The organism is Bacillus salipaludis (genome assembly GCF_030938565.1).
Lineage (GTDB): Bacteria > Bacillota > Bacilli > Bacillales > Cytobacillaceae > Neobacillus > Neobacillus salipaludis_A.
In genome coordinates this window covers 5,408,564-5,429,597 of record NZ_JAVGVR010000001.1, presented here as the reverse complement: position 1 = coordinate 5,429,597, position 21,034 = coordinate 5,408,564, and the positions used below count along the sequence as shown (strand labels likewise).

Annotated in this window: 17 protein-coding genes and 1 other annotated feature; of the genes, 11 read left to right on the top strand and 6 right to left on the bottom strand. The window is 38.9% G+C overall.

Annotated elements, in window-relative coordinates; all coding sequences use genetic code 11:
- Nucleotides 1-19: 19 nt before the first annotated feature.
- The 3 genes from RCG21_RS27030 to RCG21_RS27020 all read right to left on the bottom strand — a co-directional run bounded on the left by RCG21_RS27030 (nucleotide 20) and on the right by RCG21_RS27020 (nucleotide 2,627).
- Nucleotides 20-1,192, bottom strand: coding sequence for an acetoin utilization protein AcuC (locus RCG21_RS27030; RefSeq protein WP_133334312.1), 1,173 nt, complete (start codon nucleotides 1,190-1,192; stop codon nucleotides 20-22).
- Nucleotides 1,189-1,836: an acetoin utilization AcuB family protein gene (locus RCG21_RS27025; RefSeq protein ID WP_133334313.1), complete on the bottom strand. Its 648-nt coding sequence runs from the start codon at nucleotides 1,834-1,836 to the stop codon at nucleotides 1,189-1,191. Before RCG21_RS27025 ends, RCG21_RS27030 begins: the two co-directional genes overlap by 4 nt.
- Nucleotides 1,837-1,994: 158 nt before the next feature.
- The gene (locus tag RCG21_RS27020; protein WP_133334314.1) at nucleotides 1,995-2,627 is read right to left on the bottom strand and encodes an N-acetyltransferase; all 633 of its coding nucleotides are present in this window, start codon (nucleotides 2,625-2,627) and stop codon (nucleotides 1,995-1,997) included.
- Nucleotides 2,628-2,826: 199 nt separating this feature from the next.
- Here RCG21_RS27020 and acsA point away from each other — a divergent pair, with 199 nt between their 5' ends.
- Nucleotides 2,827-4,545 carry an acetate--CoA ligase gene (gene acsA, locus RCG21_RS27015; protein WP_133334315.1) on the top strand — a complete coding sequence of 573 codons (1,719 nt, stop codon included), beginning with the start codon at nucleotides 2,827-2,829 and terminating at the stop codon, nucleotides 4,543-4,545.
- Between the two features lie 38 nt (nucleotides 4,546-4,583).
- Here the strand turns inward: acsA and RCG21_RS27010 are convergent, their stop codons facing one another.
- Nucleotides 4,584-7,373 carry a transglycosylase domain-containing protein gene (locus RCG21_RS27010; RefSeq protein ID WP_133334316.1) on the bottom strand — a complete coding sequence of 930 codons (2,790 nt, stop codon included), beginning with the start codon at nucleotides 7,371-7,373 and terminating at the stop codon, nucleotides 4,584-4,586.
- Nucleotides 7,374-7,522: 149 nt separating this feature from the next.
- Nucleotides 7,523-7,739, top strand: a binding site (T-box leader).
- 44 nt (nucleotides 7,740-7,783) lie between these two features.
- Between RCG21_RS27010 and tyrS the strand changes: the two genes are divergently transcribed.
- On the top strand, nucleotides 7,784-9,040 hold the full coding sequence (tyrS, locus tag RCG21_RS27005) for a tyrosine--tRNA ligase (protein ID WP_133334317.1): 1,257 nt from the start codon (nucleotides 7,784-7,786) through the stop codon (nucleotides 9,038-9,040).
- Nucleotides 9,041-9,236: 196 nt separating this feature from the next.
- Nucleotides 9,237-9,437, top strand: a complete 201-nt coding sequence (locus tag RCG21_RS27000; RefSeq protein ID WP_308913941.1) for a DUF6954 family protein — start codon at nucleotides 9,237-9,239, stop codon at nucleotides 9,435-9,437.
- Nucleotides 9,438-9,480: 43 nt separating this feature from the next.
- Here RCG21_RS27000 and rpsD read toward each other — a convergent pair whose 3' ends face one another.
- Nucleotides 9,481-10,083 (bottom strand): 30S ribosomal protein S4, encoded by a 603-nt coding sequence (gene rpsD, locus RCG21_RS26995; RefSeq protein WP_026572176.1) that lies wholly within the window; start codon nucleotides 10,081-10,083, stop codon nucleotides 9,481-9,483.
- A gap of 660 nt (nucleotides 10,084-10,743) precedes the next feature.
- On the opposite strand from rpsD, the gene RCG21_RS26990 reads away from it, so the two are divergent.
- Together RCG21_RS26990 and megL are read left to right on the top strand one after the other, a co-directional pair.
- Complete coding sequence (locus tag RCG21_RS26990; protein WP_308913940.1) at nucleotides 10,744-11,907, top strand: sensor domain-containing diguanylate cyclase; 1,164 nt, start codon at nucleotides 10,744-10,746, stop codon at nucleotides 11,905-11,907.
- A 121-nt stretch (nucleotides 11,908-12,028) separates the two neighbouring features.
- A complete protein-coding gene (gene megL, locus RCG21_RS26985; RefSeq protein WP_133334320.1) occupies nucleotides 12,029-13,213 on the top strand; it encodes a methionine gamma-lyase in 1,185 nt (394 codons plus the stop codon).
- A gap of 46 nt (nucleotides 13,214-13,259) precedes the next feature.
- On the opposite strand, the gene msrC is transcribed toward megL, so the two are convergent.
- The gene (msrC, locus tag RCG21_RS26980; RefSeq protein WP_133334321.1) at nucleotides 13,260-13,742 is read right to left on the bottom strand and encodes a free L-methionine (R)-S-oxide reductase MsrC; all 483 of its coding nucleotides are present in this window, start codon (nucleotides 13,740-13,742) and stop codon (nucleotides 13,260-13,262) included.
- A 159-nt stretch (nucleotides 13,743-13,901) separates the two neighbouring features.
- Between msrC and refZ the strand changes: the two genes are divergently transcribed.
- The 6 genes from refZ to mbcS all read left to right on the top strand — a co-directional run bounded on the left by refZ (nucleotide 13,902) and on the right by mbcS (nucleotide 20,963).
- Nucleotides 13,902-14,531 (top strand): forespore capture DNA-binding protein RefZ, encoded by a 630-nt coding sequence (gene refZ / locus RCG21_RS26975; RefSeq protein WP_133334322.1) that lies wholly within the window; start codon nucleotides 13,902-13,904, stop codon nucleotides 14,529-14,531.
- A gap of 171 nt (nucleotides 14,532-14,702) precedes the next feature.
- Entirely contained in the window at nucleotides 14,703-16,391 is a 1,689-nt protein-coding gene (gene ezrA / locus RCG21_RS26970; protein ID WP_208025356.1) for a septation ring formation regulator EzrA, read from the top strand.
- 153 nt (nucleotides 16,392-16,544) lie between these two features.
- Nucleotides 16,545-17,687: a cysteine desulfurase family protein gene (locus tag RCG21_RS26965; RefSeq protein ID WP_133334324.1), complete on the top strand. Its 1,143-nt coding sequence runs from the start codon at nucleotides 16,545-16,547 to the stop codon at nucleotides 17,685-17,687.
- 1 nt (nucleotide 17,688) lies between these two features.
- The gene (gene thiI / locus RCG21_RS26960; protein ID WP_133334325.1) at nucleotides 17,689-18,897 is read left to right on the top strand and encodes a tRNA uracil 4-sulfurtransferase ThiI; all 1,209 of its coding nucleotides are present in this window, start codon (nucleotides 17,689-17,691) and stop codon (nucleotides 18,895-18,897) included.
- Nucleotides 18,898-18,987: 90 nt separating this feature from the next.
- A complete protein-coding gene (locus tag RCG21_RS26955) occupies nucleotides 18,988-19,194 on the top strand; it encodes an alpha/beta-type small acid-soluble spore protein (protein ID WP_133334326.1) in 207 nt (68 codons plus the stop codon).
- Between the two features lie 185 nt (nucleotides 19,195-19,379).
- Nucleotides 19,380-20,963 carry an acyl-CoA synthetase MbcS gene (gene mbcS / locus RCG21_RS26950; RefSeq protein WP_133334327.1) on the top strand — a complete coding sequence of 528 codons (1,584 nt, stop codon included), beginning with the start codon at nucleotides 19,380-19,382 and terminating at the stop codon, nucleotides 20,961-20,963.
- Nucleotides 20,964-21,034 lie beyond the last annotated feature (71 nt).

Genomic DNA, 21,034 nt, shown 5'->3' with positions numbered 1-21,034 from the left:
GCAGATAGCCCTTTTAATATTAGCTGGATTGACTCTTTTGCTGATTTCGAATCGGATATAAAGCCTTTTCAAGCGTCTGTAAATTTTTTTCAGTAATTTCTGCCTTTCTTGGAATCGGCAAATATAGATTGTCTGGATCGTCCCATTCTCTTGGTATTTCAACAGGGGAGTCCTTCTGCCAGAAGTGGACCCATTCCTCGGGTAAATTACCATAACAATTGGAGTTTTCAGTCATTTCCAGCCAAATAAGGGCCCATGCACGTGGCACCACTCTCCAGATGTCATACCCGCCGCCGCCAACAGCAATCCAGCGGCCATTACAATATTGATGGGCGATTTCATGGGCAAGCTTTGGTATTTCGCGGTAGATTTTCATCGTTGCGGATAAATGTGTCAATGGATCAAAGTAATGAGCATCTGCCCCATTTTGGGTGAGAATAACATCTGGCTTAAAGAAATCAGCGACTTCCCTAATTGCATGTGAATAGGTGTGAAGCCATGATTCATCTTCGGTAAAAGCATCAACAGGGATGTTAAACGAATAGCCATAACCTTTACCTTGGCCGCGTTCATTTACGTTTCCTGTTCCGGGAAATAAATATCTGCCTGTTTCATGTATAGACAGGGTACATACATTAGGGTCATCATAAAAAGACCATTGGACACCATCCCCATGATGAGCATCCGTATCGACATATAAAACGCGCGCATTATATTTTTGCTGCAGATACCTAATTGCTACAGAGCTGTCATTATAAATGCAAAACCCGGAAGCTTTTCCTCGAAACCCGTGGTGAAGCCCCCCTCCCAGGTGAACTGCATGAACTGCTTGTCCTGTCATTACCTGGTCAACTGCTGTTAATGTTCCGCCAACTAGTAATGAGCTTGCCTCATGCATATTTGGAAAAATTGGAGTGTCCTCGGTTCCTAAACCATAATTTTCTGCTATTTCAATAGGTAGTTGATCATGACCAGCCTTAAATACGGCGTCAATATAATTTGGATCATGAATAAGGCTGAGATCCTCTAAAGTAGCCGTTCTGGGTAAGATAATTTGCTTTTCATCCAGTGCATTTAATTTTTTTAGTAAATCTACTGTTAATTTAAGCCGAAACTGATTAAAAGGATGATGGCTGCTGAATTTATAATTCAACAGTTCTTCTGAAAAAACAAATGAACATTTATCTGTCATAGTGAAATCCCCGGAAGATTTGGCCATAGAACATGGTGTCCTGCTTTTTTTAAATCTTCAATTAGCCCCGTTGGGTTCATCATTTGCACGCGAATAACGAGTATTTTAAATTGATCATCCTTTTTGTCTGGGTAAACAAGCACACTAAGAATATTTGCGTTACGTTTTCGTATTATACAAGAAATTTCACTAAGCATTCCGGTTATATTTGGGACCTTTATTTCAATTTGTGACCCGGGCTGATGGGCACCGGTTAATTCCACCATTGTTCTTAGCAGGTCTGTTTCTGTGATAATTCCAACGAGCTTTTGATCATTGATGATGGGAAGGCAGCTGATTTTATGTTCATAAAATAGACCTGCCACCTCTTCTACAAAATCAAGCGGATGGCCTGTAATCACATTTTTTTTCATTATCGTCACAACTGGTTTTTGTAAATCCTCCAAGTGTTCATTGGCATGAAATATAGAGGGCATTGCATCACGGATATCCACGACTGTAACTAACCCTACTAAATGATTTTCGGAGTCTATAATGGGCACATGGCGAATTTTTTTTGATTCCATAAGGCCTAAGGCATCCTTAATCGAATCTGTTGGAAAAAGTGTTGCAACGTTTGGTTTCATGATTTCTTCTACGATCATTGGAAAATCCCCCTTCATAAAAACAGTTTCAGTGTCCAGCTCCAGCGCCTAGCCCCCTCGATGGTCTACAGTCAATCCGTCAAGAAGGTTAAAGAGCAACCTTCTCGCCGGCTTGTCTTATGCTTGTCGGGGCTGACCAAGGCGCTTCCGCTTTTCGTTTAATACATAAACCGATTCATAAAGCGCAGGCGGTCAAATTTTTGGACGGATTCGTTATCTACCCTTTTGCCGATCTTGACCATTAAGCAATTTGCAGGATGGGAACAAATTTCAGGATCATCGGTTGCATACCATTCAAGTCCACCGGCATTCATCATTTTCTCCATAACCTTTCGATATTCCCATACATTCAGACCTGTTCCTTTTAGATCCCAGTGCCAATAATATTCAGTCGTAATCGTAATATAATCTTCCATCGCATCATCCATCATTGCCACGAATATGAGATTTTTCCCAACAGCACAGCCCCTAAATTGAGGAATGACTTCAATGGCACCTAATTCTATTAAATTATCCATTTTTCCTTCAGACCATCTTTCAAGCGGGTCTGGATAGAGGTAGGTAACATAGCCAACAATTGTATGGTGAGATCTGGCGATAATAATTCTTCCTTCCGTAAGATCGGCAATTCCCACCAATGCTTGGTGTTGCTGCCTGGGCGGACGAAAGGCGGTAAGGTCCTCATGAAATTCGTAACCTGCAAGCTTTTCCGCTGAGATTGGTCCTTCTATAATTAAATTTCCGTGAGGGGTCTTTAATTCTTTTGCATTGTACGTTTTCTTATGTTCCATTTGATCACCACCTGGAAATGTGTTTCAAATATAATTCTATTATACAAAAAATCTATTTATTAGAAGCGTTTTCACAAAATTTTTAGACACTTTTTATAGATTTCAAAAAAATTATCATACAAAAAAATAATTTTAAAAATTGAGAATAGTCTCTTTTTGTAATATAATTATCTCAATAAAACTTAAGGGGGAGAATTAGATGAGAGTGGAAGCGCTGCCAGTGGTACAGGGAGAGTATAACCTACCAAATTATGAAGAATTGTATAAGAATTTTAATTGGGAAGAAGCTGAAAAGGAATTTTCTTGGCACGAAACAGGATTGGTAAATATGGCTTACGAGGCGATTGACCGCCATGTAAAAACCTTCCGGAAGAACAAAATTGCTCTTTATTATCGTGATGGAGTAAGGGACGAAAAGTACACATTTAAAGAAATGAAAGAACTGTCAAATAAGGCAGGCAATGTTTTGAAAACCTATGGCGATGTCGATAAAGGCGACCGTGTATTTATTTTCATGCCTCGCTCTCCAGAGCTTTACTTCACTGTTTTAGGTGCGATTAAATTAGGAGCGATTGTTGGTCCGTTATTTGAAGCATTTATGGAGGGGGCCGTCAGAGACCGTCTTCAGGACAGTGGTGCAAAGGTACTTGTTACCACTCCGGAATTGCTTGATCGTGTTCCTGTAAGTGAATTACCTGATTTAAAGCATATTTTTGTAATCGGTAAAAATGTAGATGAGCAGGGACCGGTTATTGACTTCTTGAAAAAATTGGAAGAAGCAGAGAAAGAGTTAAGAATTGAATGGGTTGAAAGAACAGACGGCATGATTCTACACTATACCTCCGGTTCTACTGGGAAACCTAAAGGAGTTTTGCATGTACATAATGCGATGGTTCAGCATTACCAAACAGCTAAATGGGTTCTTGATTTAAAAGAAGACGATGTTTACTGGTGTACAGCGGACCCTGGCTGGGTTACAGGAACCTCATATGGTATATTCGGACCATGGTTAACAGGAACCTCTAATGTCATAGTTGGCGGACGTTTCAGCCCTGAATCATGGTATCAAATGATTGAAGATTTTGGTGTTACAGTTTGGTACAGTGCCCCAACTGCTTTCCGGATGTTAATGGGAGCCGGCGATGAACTTGTGAAAAAATATAATCTTAGCTCACTCCGTCATGTTTTAAGTGTAGGGGAGCCGCTAAATCCTGAAGTTGTAAAATGGGGAGCAAAGGTATTTAATAAACGAATTCATGATAACTGGTGGATGACGGAAACAGGGGCACAGCTGATTTCAAATTACCCATGTATGCCGATTAAACCAGGATCAATGGGGAAACCGATTCCAGGAGTAACCGCAGCGATCGTTGATGACCAAGGTAACGAATTGCCACCTTACCGTATGGGCAATCTTGCGATTAAAAAAGGCTGGCCTTCCATGATGTACACAATTTGGAATAACTCAGAAAAGTACGAGTCCTATTTTATGCCTGGTGACTGGTATGTTTCTGGCGATTCAGCGTATATGGATGAAGAAGGGTATTTCTGGTTCCAGGGACGTATTGATGATGTGATCATGACTTCCGGTGAACGTGTTGGTCCTTTTGAGGTTGAAAGCAAGCTTGTTGAGCACCCAGCAGTCGCGGAAGCAGGCGTTATTGGAAAGCCGGACCCAGTTCGTGGGGAAATTATTAAGGCCTTTATCGCCTTAAGAGATGGCTTTGAAGAAACGGAAGAATTGAAAGAGGAAATTAGACAGTTTGTGAAAAAAGGTCTTGCAGCACATGCGGCACCTAGAGAGATTGATTTCCGAGATAAGCTTCCAAAAACTAGAAGCGGTAAAATTATGAGACGTGTTTTAAAGGCATGGGAGCTTAATCTGCCTACTGGTGACCTTTCAACAATGGAAGATTAAAAAGTAGAAAAAACCGCACTCTGTGCGGTTTTTTCTACTTATTTATTTTTCTCTTTGTTGTTATTTTCCTTTTGGTCGGTGTTTTTATCGGTACCCCCCACCTCCACCAAATTAGAGGGCGGGGATTCCTTACCGGCAATATCGACTGCCGTAACATAATAGGTTCCGCTTGGGACCGAAAGAGAAAGGCTTGATCCGCTTTTAATACTGGCTATCTTCAATTTTAAAAGCCCCGCGTGATAAACCCGGTAGCCAATGACATCATTTTCCGAAGATGTTGACCAAGCTAGTGTATTTGCGTCAGCACTTAGCCTTACGGATCCCGGAGTCTTGCCGTTATCAACAATCTTAGCGGTTGGGACAAGAATATGCGCCCAACGGCTTCTGTTTGGAATGAGCTGGCTTGGATTATGAAAGTTCCTTCCAACCATTCGGGTAATGAAATCGGGATTTAAGACAAGACCTCTTTGCGCAAACTCTGCAGGTGTTGAATCCAATGCTAAATATTTTCTGTCGCCAATCATAACATATTTTCCGGCAACTAAACTATCATCCACTTTTGTCGGGACATATTTAGCATTGAAGTAGTCACTCTCAACCAAGCCCGCATTTACGCAAGCTGCCGATGGCAAGAGACCTGATACAGCGCAATAAGAGCGTCTAACAATTCCGTTTGGCATTTTAAATTGCTTTTTCGGAGCAATTAAGGACGGCTTGATCTTATAGGCAGAATTGATTAAATCAACCCAAAGATTGTTTGTCCGCTGACTATACGACATATATCCGTAAGATTGAAGGGATTTTGGCGTATCATAACCCGTCCAGATTCCAAATGTTACATTCGGATTGGTTCCAACCAGCCATGAGTCTTTATAATCGACTCCTGTACCTGTTTTTCCGGCCCAGTCTGTTCGAAATTTAAGACGGTAATTAATGCCCGCAGCCGTACCCATTCGCATAACATCACGCATCATATCTAATGTTAAATAAGCGGTCTGAGGTGTAAAAACCTTAACAGGTTTAACCTGATGCTGATAAATCACTTTCCCATTTTTATCGACGATACTGTCAATCATATAGGCGTCGATAAATTTCCCGCCATTTGCAAAAGTTGTAAAAGCATTCGTATTTTCTTCAACTGTAACTCCGTTGCTTAAAGAACCAATAGCCGTTGAAAGGTTCGTATAGTCTTCACTTCTAAGTGAAGAAAAACCCATTTTTTCCAGGTATTTAGCCGGCCGTTGATTAACAATGTCCCTGTATAACTTCACAGCAGGCACGTTATAAGACCATGCCAGGGCGTATCTTGCAGAGACTAAACCACTATACCTCATGTCATAGTTATGGGGCCATGGGCTGCTGCTTGCCGGGTTAAGGCTCAAAGCAACATCTGGTAAAGTTGTCCCGGGGGCAGCCTTTCCCATTTCAATTGCCGGTCCATAAACAAGGAGCGGTTTCATGGTCGACCCATTTTGACGAATCGCGTTGGTAGCGTGATTAAGCTGCTGTTTATCATAATCTCTTCCGCCAACAAAGCTAATGATTTTACCGGTTTTATTTTCAATCAAGATAGCCCCAACTTCCACGGGCTCCATGACGGTTTTGACCTTACCTGTCTCCGGATCCTTCTTTTCTTCCGGTTTATCAGGTCCATAATATGGATATCGATCCTTAACTTTTTGCATGGCGTCATACATTTTTTTGTTAATGGTTGTGTGAATCTCATAACCATTTTGTTTTAAATCATGACTGGCTAAAGTTTGGTACTTGTATTGGAGATTGCTGTCTTTCTTTAATTCTTTTTCACTGATTCCGTCCTTTTGGGCCAAAACCGTAGCAAGAACATCGATTGAACGTTTTTCAATTTCAAATGTCAACCAAGGATATTTTTCCAAAGGATTTGGACGCGGTGGTGTAAAATCTTTTGTAATGTCATAGGCCGCCGCTTCAGCATACTGCTTTTTGTTAATGTAACCGCCATCATACATCCTTTTTAAAACGGTTTTCATCCGGTTGATTCCCGGTTCCAAATTTTCTTTCACTTTTCCGTCTCTTGTAAAAGGGGTGTATCCGAAGGGGCTTTGCGGTAACCCTGCGATAAAGGCTGCTTCTGGTAGTGTGAGCTTGTTTGCGCTTTTCCCGAAGATTCCTTTTGCTGCTGCCTGTACCCCTGCAATATTTCGTCCGGATGAATTTCGACCGAATGTTGAAACATTTAGGTAGGCCTCAAGAATTTCTTTTTTGGAGAAAAATTTTTCTAAACGAAGGGCAAGTAAGATTTCATTTGCTTTCCGTTGAAAGGAGACCTCATTGGTTAAAATTTGGTTCTTAATAAGCTGCTGAGTTAACGTACTGCCGCCTGATTGAACTGCTGAATTGGTGACTTCCTGAAATAGGGCGCGAAAAACGGCTTTTGGAACCACACCATGATGCTTGTAAAAATACTCGTCCTCTGTTGAAATGACGGCTTTTACAAGGTAATCAGAGACCTGATCCAAATTTACTTCTTCACGTTCAAGATCTGATCTTAGTTTTCCAAGGTAAACATTATCAGCAAAATAGAGGTCAGAAGTCTCAGTATAATTATAAATATCTTTTTTCAAACTACTGTAAGAGCGGACGGGTTCATCCTTCACAAGTGAGGCAAAGTACCCTGCACCAACACCGGTAGCAAAAGAGCCTCCAAGAATAAATACAGTTAAAAAGATTAGAAAAAGATTCCAAACCACAGAATATGTAATTCGAGCACTCTTTACTGTTTTTTTATGTGTAATCAAGTTTAGGGATGATTTTAAAACTTCCATCCAAGCCTGCAGTCTTTCTTTCATTAAGAGCATCACCTCGACTTAAATCACATACATTATAGCATATACATGTTCAAAAAAATGACAAAGTTCTACATTTATCTTAATTTTCCAATTCAAGTTTGACAAAAGTCATGGAAATATGGTAAAAAAGGTATAATCAATTTTATAATTTTAATGCTGTGAAGGGAATCAACAGTAGATTTTCTATCCCTGTTTGTAGAGAGTCAGCGGAGGGTGAAAGCTGATACATATAGAAAATTGAATTACGTCCTGGAGCTTTCTCTGTGAAGATTAGAGTAGCAGAGAACGGATAAGCCGTTAATTTTTCGAGGTGGAGGAATTTTTTTCCTCAAGCCGGGTGGTATCGCGTATTTATACGTCCCTGCATGTTTGCAGGGGCGTTTTTTATTTTCTTTTAGGAGGCTATTTTAATGAATTTATTAGAGGATTTGGCATGGCGGGGAATAATCTATCAGCAAACCGATGAAGAAGGTTTAAAAGATATTTTATCAAGTGAAAAAATTTCATTATATTGTGGTGCAGACCCAACAGCAGACAGCTTGCATATCGGCCACTTAGTTCCGTTTTTAACACTTAGAAGATTTCAGCAACACGGGCATCGTCCTATTGTGCTAGTCGGTGGGGCCACGGGTTTAATCGGTGATCCTAGTGGTAAAAGTGAAGAGCGTAACTTGCAAACATTAGAAGCCGTACAAAAAAATGTTGAAGGCATTCAAAAGCAATTAGCAGCGATTTTTGAGTTTGACGGAGAAAATGGAGCCACTATGGTAAATAACTATGACTGGGCTGGTTCCATGGATATCGTTTCGTTTTTACGTGATATCGGGAAACATATCGGTGTAAACTACATGTTGGCGAAAGATACTATTGCGAATAGACTTGAAACAGGGATTTCTTTTACTGAATTTACTTATACGATTTTACAAGCGATGGATTTCAACCATTTATATGAGCACCATAATTGTAAATTACAAATTGGCGGCAGTGATCAGTGGGGGAACATTACCTCTGGGCTGGAATTGATCCGTAAAATGCAGCCTGAAGGCTCAAAAGCTTTTGGATTGACAATTCCATTAGTAACAAAAGCGGATGGTACCAAATTCGGTAAAACCGAAGGCGGTGCCGTTTGGCTGGACCCTGAAAAAACAACACCATATGAATTTTATCAGTTCTGGATCAATTCAGCTGATGCGGATGTGGTTAAATACTTGAAATACTTTACTTTCCTGTCGCATGAGGAAATTGAGCAACTAGAAAAGTCGGTAAAGGAAGAACCTCATCTACGTATGGCGCAAAAGGCTTTGGCTGAAGAAATGACTCGATTAATTCATGGTGAAGAGTCATTGCAGCAGGCAATTAAAATCACCCAGGCATTGTTTAGTGGTAATGTGAAAGAGCTTTCTGCTGCAGAAATTAGACAAGGATTTAAAGATGTTCCTTCATTTGATGCTTCCGATTTTGAAGGGAATCTCGTTGACCTGCTTGTGGAAGCAGCGATTTCACCATCAAAACGTCAGGCGCGTGAAGATATAACAAATGGAGCGGTGTCTGTTAACGGTGAACGTATTACAGATGCTTCCTACTCCCTAGCTGAGAATGAGCGGATTGAAGGACAATTTACCATCATCAGAAGAGGGAAGAAGAAATATACATTAATTAAATACTAAAATAAAGGGGCTCTTGGAGAATTTCCGAGGGCTCTTTTGTTTGAGTTTTTGATGGGAGCCTTTAGGAGACAAAATAGAGGTGGAAAGTGTCGCCAATACTGTGTTAAGAAAAGAAATCTGTAACTAAATAGTAAATTTCATTTTATGTTACAACAGATTAAATTAAATCGTCTAATATTATAGGAGAAAGACGGGGGTGAGGTATTTGCGGTTAATGTTTCATGCTATTTTTATCATTGTGCTCACACTTATTACATTTTTTGGTTTAGGACCAATTATGTTAGCAGATGGAAGTTTAGCAGAAAGAATCATCACAGCATTCATTGTATTAATTTTATATGTAATCATTGTCTTTTTTTATCGAAGGTCACTTCAATCCATTAAAAAACGAAAATAAAGAGATCCTGAGCAAATTGCTCAGGATCTCTTTATTACAAAGATTAACGAGAATAGAACTCAACGATAAGAGTTTCGTTAATTTCAGCTGGTAATTCAGAACGCTCTGGTAAGCGAGTGAAAGTACCTTCTAACTTATCAGCATCGAAAGTTAAGAAATCAGGAACGAAGTTGTTTACTTCAATCGCTTCTTTCACAACGTCAAGATTGCGTGATTTTTCACGAAGGGTGATAGTTTGTCCAGCAGTTAAACGGTATGATGGGATATCAACGCGTGAACCATCAACAAGGATATGACCGTGGTTAACTAACTGACGTGCAGCACGACGAGTACGTGCTAAACCTAAACGGTAAACAACGTTATCAAGGCGTGATTCAAGTAGAATCATGAAGTTTTCACCGTGTACGCCGCCTAATTTACCAGCTTTGTCGAATAGGTTGCGGAATTGACGCTCATTTACTCCATACATATGACGAAGTTTTTGCTTTTCTTGTAATTGCAAACCATATTCAGAAAGCTTTTTGCGTTGGTTAGGACCATGTTGTCCTGGAGCGTAAGGACGCTTATCTAATTCTTTACCTGTGCCGCTTAGAGAGATTCCAAGACGACGGGATAATTTCCAGCTAGGGCCGGTATAACGAGCCATGAGAGACTCCTCCTTCGTGTTTTTATTTTGGTAAAATAAAAACGGTTATGAAACAACGATGATAGCCATTTTGTTTTCAGATACCTTCGCCCTAGCAGCAGAGGGTTACAAGATACCCCATCATTTGAAAAAGTGTTCAAGTGAGGAACAAAATGAACGATTAAAGTGTTCACATAAGCTGCAATATTTTACACAAGGAGTATTATATAATTTTATTTACTGAGAAGTCAAGAATATTTTGTTATAATAATGTATAGCCAAAATTTTGAAGTCTTTATAAAAGTTAGAAAAAATTCAAAAAAGTAATTAAAAAGGCGATGGATTTTCACTATAATAAAGTGAGGGTGTATATATTTGGAATTAGATCGAGAAAATTGGGTGAGCTAATAATGGACGTTCGGTGATCATGTAACCATACAAAATGACGAAAACAGATATAAGCGGTTATTTCATATAACTGAAAAATTCCATTCTTTAATGGATAAGGAATCTCTTTTACGAGAAATAATTGTTTCTCTCGAACAGTTGTATCCCTCATTTTCCTGCTATTTGCTTCTTTCTCAAGATTATCACAATCAAAACGAATTGCCCATTATTGATCTGGAATATGATAGTGAAAATATTATAGCCATGGAGGCTTACGTTTCAGGGAATACCAAAATGGAAAATTCTCTTGAAGAGAGGCGCTCTATCCTTTATGCGCCGTTAAAAGGGAAACAAGGGGTTTATGGAGTTCTGCAGATCATTGCTCCTAACATCCTTGTATTTCCAAAAGACGAAATTGAATTTATCACTTTACTGGCAAATGCGGCTGGCGGTGCATTGGAAAATACCAAGCTTTATCAGCAGTCCAGGCAGGTTATTTCCGATTTACAGTTAATTAATGAAACAACACATCGTTTAAACTCAAAACTCAGGCTAAAAGATATGATTAGCTATATGACAAATCAAATTAAACATTCCTTCCAAGCAGAGGAAGCAGGTTATTTCCTGCTGACAGACAATTTGATTAATAGTAAACTACTGCCAGGATCTACCCCATTCTTTTATACGAAACAAGCATATCCATATATTGAATACATAAAAAATAAAATACTGTTGGAAAAAGAGGCGCTTTTTTTCGGAGATATAAACATTCCTAGTATTAATGGAATAAAGTGTTTTCGTTCCATAATGGCGGTTCCAATGGTCCAAAGAGGAAAATTTAAAGGTTTTAGTATTGTTATGAATCAAGAACCCTATTTCTTTTCATTTGAAGCCTTTAAGCTTCTGCAATCGCTGATTCATCATTCCGCACTGGCGCTTTCCAATTCGATGCTTAGGGAAGAATTGGAGAGAATGATTATTACAGATCATTTAACGAAACTTCATTCGCGAAATTATCTTGATGAAAAGATTCAATTGTCAATGAAAGAGGACGAGCAAGGGACATTCATTCTGATTGATATTGATAATTTTAAGAACATAAATGATACGTATGGACACCAGGTTGGTGATGAAGTATTGGTTCAAGTGGCCAATATTATTCGTGGAAATATTCGCGATCATGATGTTGGAGCACGCTGGGGTGGTGAGGAAATGGCCATCTACCTTCCTAAAGTGTCATTAGAGACAGGGGTTGCAATCGCTGAGCGCTTAGTAAAAGCTGTGGCCGAATGCTCTGTCCCATCAATTACCGTATCTTGCGGTGTATCCTATTGGCATATGGACATGCTTGATTCCTATAACTATTTATTTAAAAGGGCTGACGAGTCCCTCTACACAGCAAAAGGGACAGGGAAAAATAAAGTCATTAATCAAAATGATCGCATAAAAGCAAGTTAAGGCATCTATGGATTCATGGGTGCCTGAATCCATATAGGTTGAAATTTTGTTTACGTACTTTATCTATATAGGCTTCATATTCTATAAAAATGGAAGCGTTTTCAAAATAGGAGGGGTAAAATTGGAGGATAAAAACTTACGCTTTGAAACAGAGGTCATTCATTCAGGTTATGTTTCAGATGAACATCAGGGGAGTCTCGTTCCACCCTTGTATCAAACATCAACCTTTACCTTTTCCACTGCTAAGCAAGGGGAAAAACGGTTTTCCGGAGAGGAAGAAGGCTTTATTTATTCACGTTTAGGGAATCCAACTGTAAAAATACTTGAAGAACGGTTGGCAATACTTGAAAAAGGGGGTGCTGCTTTAGCCTTTTCATCCGGAATGGCAGCTGTTTCTGCTGCATTAATTGCTTTAACGAAAACAGGTGACCACATTCTTTGTTCACAGGGTGTCTATGGCTGTACCTTTGGATTCCTGCAACTTTTGAAAGAAAAATATGGGATTGAACATGATTTCTCTTCAATGGATTCAATAGAAATGGTGGAAAAAGCGATCCTGCCAAACACCGCATGTATTTATATTGAAACACCAATAAACCCTACAATGAAACTGGTTGATTTAGGGCAGGTGGCTAAAATTGCGGATGAAAAAGGCATACCGGTGGTGGTGGATAATACATTTTGTTCTCCTTATTTACAAACCCCGCTTACCCATGGCTGTGATGTCGTCATCCATAGTGCCACAAAATATATTTGCGGACATGGCGATGTCCTTGCCGGTATCGTCGTTGGTAAAAAAGAATGGATTCAAAAGGTTTCAAGAACAACGCAAAAAGATATTGGAGGAATTATTTCACCCTTTGATGCGTGGCTTTTGCTAAGAGGATTAAAAACCTTACCAATTCGAGTCGATCGTCATTGTGACAATACAGAAAAAATCTTTCAGTTTTTAAGAAATCATCCTAAAATTGATGCAATCTATTACCCTGGTGATGCTGATCACCCGGACTATCAAATTATGAAAAAACAAATGAAAAAGCCCGGGGGCCTTATTTCTTTTTCAATAAGAGGTACAAAGGAAACAGCGCAGCGGTTGATGAATGAGCTAAACTTAATTAAAATTGCTGTTAGTCTTGGGGATGCAGAAACTTTAATCCAGCATCCGGCTACGATGACACATGCAGTTGTTCCGGAAGAAGAAAGACGAAAAATGGGGATAACGGAAAATTTACTTCGGCTTTCGGTAGGGCTTGAAGCCTGGGAGGATATTATCGACGACCTCGAACAGGCCCTAGAAAAGATATAATAATAAAAAGCAAGGAAGAGGAAAGACTCTTCCTTGCTTTTTATTATTAAATATGCTGGACTAAAATTTCAACAAACTCTTCTAATTTCTGCTGATCAAGTTCGTCGAAGCGGTTTGTTTCTGGTGAATCAATATCCAAAACACCAAGTAATTTTCCGTTTTTTAACAATGGGATAACAATTTCAGATTGTGATGCAGCATCACAGGCAATATGGCCTGGAAACTGATTCACATCTTCTACTCTGACTGTTTCCCTTAACTTTGCTGAGGTGCCGCAAACGCCTTTTCCAACAGGAATTCGAACACAGGCAGGGAGACCTTGAAAGGGTCCTAATACAAGTTCTTCCTTCTCATCCATTAAATAAAACCCGACCCAGTTGGTACGGTCAAGAAATTGGTTTAACAAGGAGCAGGCATTACTAAGATTCGCAATTTGATTTTTCTCATCATGAATCAAGGCATGCAATTGTTTTTTTACAAGCTCATAATTTTCCTCACGACTACCCGAATACATTTCGACGTTAAACATGTTTTTTCACCTATGTTTCTTTAGTTTTTTATGTTATTTTAGCAAATTACCGTGAAACTAGGTAGAATTTGTCGATTTTTTATTAAAGGAATAAGCGGCAAAATAAAGAAACCTTATTTAAGGAGTAAAAAGTTCGATCCACTTTCGAGGGGGAAAGACATGAAAAAAAATATAAAGGAAGCAATTATTGAAGCAGCGATTAAATTATTTAATTCAAATGGATACTCTGGTACATCAATCAGAGATATTGCAGGCTATGCGAATGTAAACTCTGCAACTGTTGCTTACTATTTTGAAAATAAGCTCGGTCTTTTAGAATATTGCTTTACGCACTTTTATGAACAATACCTCGGGATAATGGAAGAGGAATATGCCCTGGTGGGACTCGGTGCCAAAGATTGCGTAAAACGAATGACTGCCAAATTGCTCCATTATCAATGTGATAATATTCATTTAGCAAATGTCGTGTACCGTGAAATGTCATTGGATTCTCAAATCGTTAGGGAAATAATGTCAACGTATAATCTTAAAGAAAAATATTATTTTCAAAAAATATTTGAAAAAGGGATGGAATGGAAGGAATTCCAGCCTCACTCTGTTCCTTATTTGATTATTCAGCTTAAGGGTTTACTAATGATGCCATTTATGAATTCTCATTATCTAAGAGAAGTAATGTATATTTTTCCAAATGAACGTTTCTTTGAGCAAAAATATTTAAATGAAATGTACAATTGGATTGAAAATACCCTTTGTAATGGTGTTGTAGTAAAGAAAGAGGCTATTTTATGATGAGCCTCTATTTTTTTGATTTCTTTTGCAAAAAAATTGAAAATTATAGTCAAAAATTGTCGTTTACATGGTATCATAAATACATTGAATTGAACATATTGTGCTATTTTTATATAAACTGACACCTAAAGAGAACTTGAAACGATGTTTTCCGGAACAGGAGGCTTACATGTGAAGTATTTCATAGGATTTTTTATCCTTATGCTAGCTTTATTTGTATTAGGATATCTAATAAAGAAAAAGTATTTTAAAGAAATGGATCGGTTAGAAGCGTGGAAAATCGATTTGTTGAATCGTCCAATTTTAGAAGAAATGTCCAAGGTCAAGCAACTTAATATGACGGGGCAAACAGAAGAACTGTTCGAAAATTGGCGTAACCAATGGGATGACATTGTAACAGTAAAGCTCCCGAAACTAGAGGAAATGTTATTTGATGCGGAAGAATACATAGACCGCTACCGATTTAACAAGGCGAAAACAGTTCAACGTACAATCAATGATACCTTGCAGGAAACCGAAAATCAGATCACAAAAATACTGGAAGAATTGCATGAACTAGTCGGCAGCGAGGAAAAAAACCGGGTAGAAATTGAACAATTAAAAGAATTATACCGGGAAACAAAAAAAGTACTTCTTGCCCACCGGCATACCTTCAGCAAGGCTGAAAAAAGTCTGGAAAAACAACTGGAAGAGATCACGAAGAAGTTCCAAGAGTTTGATGAAAAAACAGAGAATGGAAACTACCTTGAGGCTCGAGAAATTGTTTTAACAATTAGCAGCCATTTAGGGACCATTAAAAATGTGATGGAGCTTATTCCACAGCTGTTAATTGAAGTTCAATCCATCCTGCCGGCACAACTTTCCGAAGTCTATGATGGGTTTAAGGAAATGGCTCAGCAGGGCTATTACCTAGAGCATATTCAATTGGAAAAAGAAATTAAAGCATTAGAAGAAAAGCTTTCAGAAGCAATTCGCTTGATTGAGGAAACGGACTTAGATAAAGCAGTTGAAGGTGTAAAAGAAACCAAGGATCGAGTGGATATCCTTTTTGATTTACTTGAAAAAGAGGTACATGCTAAGCACTTTATCATTAAAAATGAGAAAATTACCTATGATCTACTGATAGAAGCACAGGAAGAAAACGACCATCTTGTTGATGAAGTGTCGAATGTCCAGCAAACCTATCATTTAAAAGAATATGATTTTGAAACACAGAGACATTTGGAAAAAGAGCTTTCAGCAGTGTTTAAGCATTATGAAATCCTTGTTGAAAAATTAAAAATTAATGAAACAGCTCAGACCAAAATAAGTGAAGAATTAAATGAGATAAAGGAACAGCTTGAAAACATCAGAGAAGAGCAACAGCAGTTTGCAAATAATCTTCAATCATTACGTAAGGATGAGATTGAGGCAAGGGATGCGGTTAGAGAACTGACAAAAAAAGTGGGGGAAGCCGTTCGGCTTGTTTCCAAAAGTAATGTACCTGGATTGCCCGAGGATTATAAATATTTGTATGAGGACACAAATGAGAGCATACAAAATGTGAAGCTGCAGCTTGAGGAAAAACCGCTTAATATTTCTGCCCTTAATCAATATTTAGAAATTGCAGTTTTAACAGTCGAAAAACTTACTCATTCTACATTGGAATTGATTGAAAATGCGATGCTGGCAGAAAAGGCTATTCAATATGGAAACCGGTACCGCAGCAAATTCCCTTCCGTTGCAAAGGGATTAATGGATGCAGAACAAGCTTTCAGGCATTATGAATATCAAGAGGCTTTAGAACAGGTCGCAGCATCATTAGAAGGGGTTGACCCTGGAGCCTTAAAGAAAATCAAAGCAGCAATTGCAAATGACTAATAAAGATAAGCAAAAAACCGAATCAGCATCTGCTGTTCGGTTTTTTGCTTTTGTTAAACAGAAATTTCACTTGAACCATCTTTCTAAAATGAAGCAATGTATGATAAGATTATTTTTTGCATAAGGGTTTTCGGATTCGTTAGGGGGAAAATCATGATTTATTTTGACAATAGTGCGACAACTAAACCATATAAAGAGGTTCTCGATTCATTTTTGACGGTTTCTAGTGAATACTTTGGAAACCCGTCCTCACTAAACGCATTAGGTGGACAGGCTGAGAAACTTTTAACAAAGTCAAGGGAACAGGTGGCAAATCTTTTATCTGTAAAGCAAACAGAGATATTGTTTACATCGGGAGGAACCGAAAGTAATAATTTAGCGATTAAAGGTGCTGCCTATATTCATAAAAATAAGGGCCGCCATTTAATTACGACAAGCATTGAGCATGCCTCTGTCAGACAATCATTTGAGCAGCTTGAGCAGGATGGATTTGAAGTAACGTACCTTCCAGTTGATTCAACCGGTCGGATTCAAATAGAAGACCTCGAAAAGGCAATTAGGAAAGACACCATCCTCATTTCGGTTATGCAGGTCAATAATGAAGTTGGGACCATCCAGCCAATAAAGGAAATCGGAGAATATTTAAAAAGCCATCCTAATATTTTGTTCCACGTGGACGCTGTTCAAGCTGTCGGAAAAGTCCAGCTATCATTACATGAAAACAGAGTGGATCTATGTTCTTTTTCCGCCCATAAATTCCACGCCTTGAAAGGGACTGGAGTTTTATATGTTCGGGAAGGTGTACGATTGTCCCCATTATTAGCTGGAGGAGGCCAAGAGCGGAAACTCCGCAGCGGTACAGAAAACGTTGCAGGGGCAGTTGCCCTATCTAAGGCGTTACGAATGGTATTGGCGGAAGGGAAAAACGGGATGGAAAGAATGAAAAAAATTCGGGAAATCCTAAGGAATGGGTTAAGTGAATTAGAAGAGGTTCAAATCCATACGCCCATTGAGAATGCCGCTCCACATATTTTAAATTTTTCCATTAAAGGAATAAAACCCGAGGTTCTGATTCATGCACTAGAAGAAAAAGAAATCTATGTTTCCACCACAAGTGCATGCTCATCTAAGAAGAAATCCTCAAGTGCAACATTGCTTGCTATGGGGGTTCCGGATGAACTGGCTGAAAGTGCAATACGAATTAGTCTCTCCTTTAATAATACAGAAAATGAAGCCATTGATGCTCTTTCAGCAATGAAAGAAGCTTCTGATCATTTACGAAAGGTAATGAAATAATATGAATTATGATCGAATAGTCATTCGCTATGGAGAATTGTCAACGAAAGGCCGTAATCGAAATAAATTCGTTGGTAAATTAAGAAAAAGTGTTAAATTGGCCCTTTCCGCTTTTCCAAAAATAAAAGTGGAAGCAACACATGATCGTATGTATGTTTTATTAAACGGTGAAGATGTACAAGAAATTAAAATGATTTTAAGAAAAATATTTGGGATCCAAACATTTAGTCCGGCTGTTAAGGTAGAGAGTGATTTGGAGAAAATGAAAGAAGCTGCTCTTGAATTAGTTGGTTCACTTTATCAAGAAGGCCAAACCTTTAAAGTTACCGCGAAAAGATCAGATAAAACTTTTGAATTGGATACGGACGGAATCAACCAACTATTTGGTGCTCATCTGCTGTCAAACCTTCCTGGTCTAAAAGTAAATGTGAAGAAGCCGGATATTAACTTATTGATTGAGGTACGTAAAGAGGCTGTTTACCTATCATGTGAAACAATAACAGGGGCCGGGGGATACCCGGCGGGCTCCGGTGGTAAAGCGATGTTAATGCTGTCAGGTGGAATCGACAGCCCTGTTGCTGGGTTTATGGCCATGAAGCGAGGTCTTGAGATTGAGGCCGTTCACTTCTTCAGTCCGCCGTTTACAAGTGAACGGGCTAAGGAAAAGGTGATTGACCTTGCTAAAAAGCTAGCTGAAGTGTATGGTCAAATGACGCTTCATATTGTTCCGTTTACGGATGTACAACAGGCAATACGTGAACAAGTTCCTGAAAACTATACGATGACATCCACAAGAAGATTCATGCTTAGAATTACCGATAAAATTAGAGAAAAGCGGGAAGGGCTTGCCATTATTACCGGCGAAAGCCTTGGTCAAGTGGCTAGTCAAACACTTGAAAGCATGTTTACCATTAATGAGGTTACCAATACCCCCATCATACGGCCGCTTGTAACGATGGACAAAACCGAAATTATTAAAATCGCTCAAGAATTCGATACCCTTGAGATTTCGAATAGACCGTATGAAGATTGCTGTACGATTTTTGTCCCTGCGTCGCCAAAAACAAAGCCCCGCAGAGAGAAAGTCCAGCAATATGAAAGCTATTTTGATTTCGATCCTTTGATTGAAGAAGCAGTTAATGACACGGAGACTATTACAATTAAACCGGATCTGGGTAACGATGATTCAGAGTTCGATGAATTATTTTAAAATGAATTTTTTGTGAACAATTACCAATTGATATTAAGAATGAACCTTGTGAGTTCTACACATTATATACTCACAAGGAGGTGATATCAAATGGCAAACAACAATTCTAATCAATTACTAGTTGCTGGTGTTGAACAAGCTCTTGGCCAAATGAAATACGAAATTGCTACTGAATTTGGTGTACAACTTGGTGCTGATACTACTTCTCGTGCTAATGGTTCAGTTGGTGGAGAAATTACTAAGCGTTTAGTCGCTATGGCTGAGTCTCAATTAGGCGGCAGCGGATTTACTCGATAACAAATAAATAATATGGCTACAGAGAGCAGGAATTATTCCTGCTCTCTTCTTTTTTTGTTTTATCTCATTTGATTGTATCAATAACGAACTTAAAAAATGTTTTTCGAATAATAATAATTTAAAATTTTAGGACAATTTTGTATAATAAAATTGGACGTAAATTTTTATTGCTGAGGGGGAGAGTTATGAAACGTGAGGATTTAATTGCACCGGAGAACTACAATCTTGTTTCTGAAGTAGAACGTTTTGCAAAAGACCCGAACAAATTAGCATTAAAATGGGAAAATGAAACAGGTGAAACAAAACAGGTTACATATGAAGAATTATTGAAAAAAGTAAATCAAGCAGGTAATGTGCTGATTCATAATGGTTTACAAAAAGGTGATACAGTTTTAGTGATTGTTCCAAGACTGATTGAAGCCTATATTGTCTACCTCGCTGCATTAAAAGCGGGGATGGTGGTAATTCCAAGCTCTGAAATGCTAAGAGAAAAGGATTTACAATACCGGATTACACATGGAGATGTTAAGGCTGTTATTAGTTATTATCCATACGTGGATCAATTTGAAAATATTAGTACTGCCCAATCTCTTGTGAAATTTTCCCTTGGAGGAAAAATGGAAGGCTGGAACCATCTGGATGAAGAAATGAAAGCGGCTTCAGAGAATTTTGATATTGCCGATACGAAAAGAGAGGATATGGCCTTTTTATCCTATACCTCGGGTACAACTGGGAATCCTAAAGGAGTGGTGCATACCCATGGCTGGGCATTTGCCCATCTGAAAACGGCTGCGTCTAAATGGCTTGGCATTAACGAAGGGGATACCGTTTGGGCAACGGCCGGTCCAGGCTGGCAAAAATGGATTTGGAGTCCATTCTTATCAGTCCTTGGGTCAGGCGCAACAGGTTTAATATATAATGGCAAATTTGAGCCTAAAAAGTATTTAAGCCTGCTACAAAAATACGATGTAAATGTTCTTTGCTGTACACCGACAGAATATCGATTAATGGCAAAGGTAGATAACCTCGCAGAATATCAATTGCCAAACCTTCATAGTGCAGTATCCGCTGGGGAACCACTCAATCGCGAGGTAATTGATACCTTTAGGAAATACTTCCGTGTTGATGTTCGGGACGGCTATGGTCAAACAGAAAACACTTTACTTGTTGGGGTTACCAAGGGAATGCCGTTAAAACCTGGTTCCATGGGCAAACCAACTCCGGGAAACCGTGTTGAAATCATTAATGAAGAAGGACAAGTTTGTCAAGTAGGTGAGGTGGGCGATATTGCCGTTCATGTTGAAACGCCTGCTTTATTCAAAAATTATTATAAAGACCCAGAACGAACAGCGATGCAATTCCGTGGGGATTACTACGTAACGGGCGACAAAGCGAAAATGGACGAGGAAGGCTATTTCTGGTTTGAAGGGCGCGGCGATGATATTATCATTAGTTCCGGCTATACAATTGGACCATTTGAAGTAGAGGATGCGCTTGTTAAACATCCATTTGTCAAAGAATGTGCCGTAGTGGGAAGTCCTGATGAAATTCGCGGGTATATCGTCAAAGCGTTTGTTGTTTTACAAGAGGGGATTGATTCGAACAATCCTGAATTAACAAAGAATCTTCAAGAGCATGTAAAGGAGCTTACAGCACCATATAAGTATCCTAGAAAGATTGAATATGTATCGGATCTTCCGAAAACCACTTCCGGAAAAATCCGCCGTATCGAACTTCGCCAAAAAGAAATGGAAACTTTAAAAAGTTAATTAGATAAAGAAAATCGGTAAATTCCGATTGTTAAGACTGTCGACAAATCCGAAGGATTTTGGGTTTATCG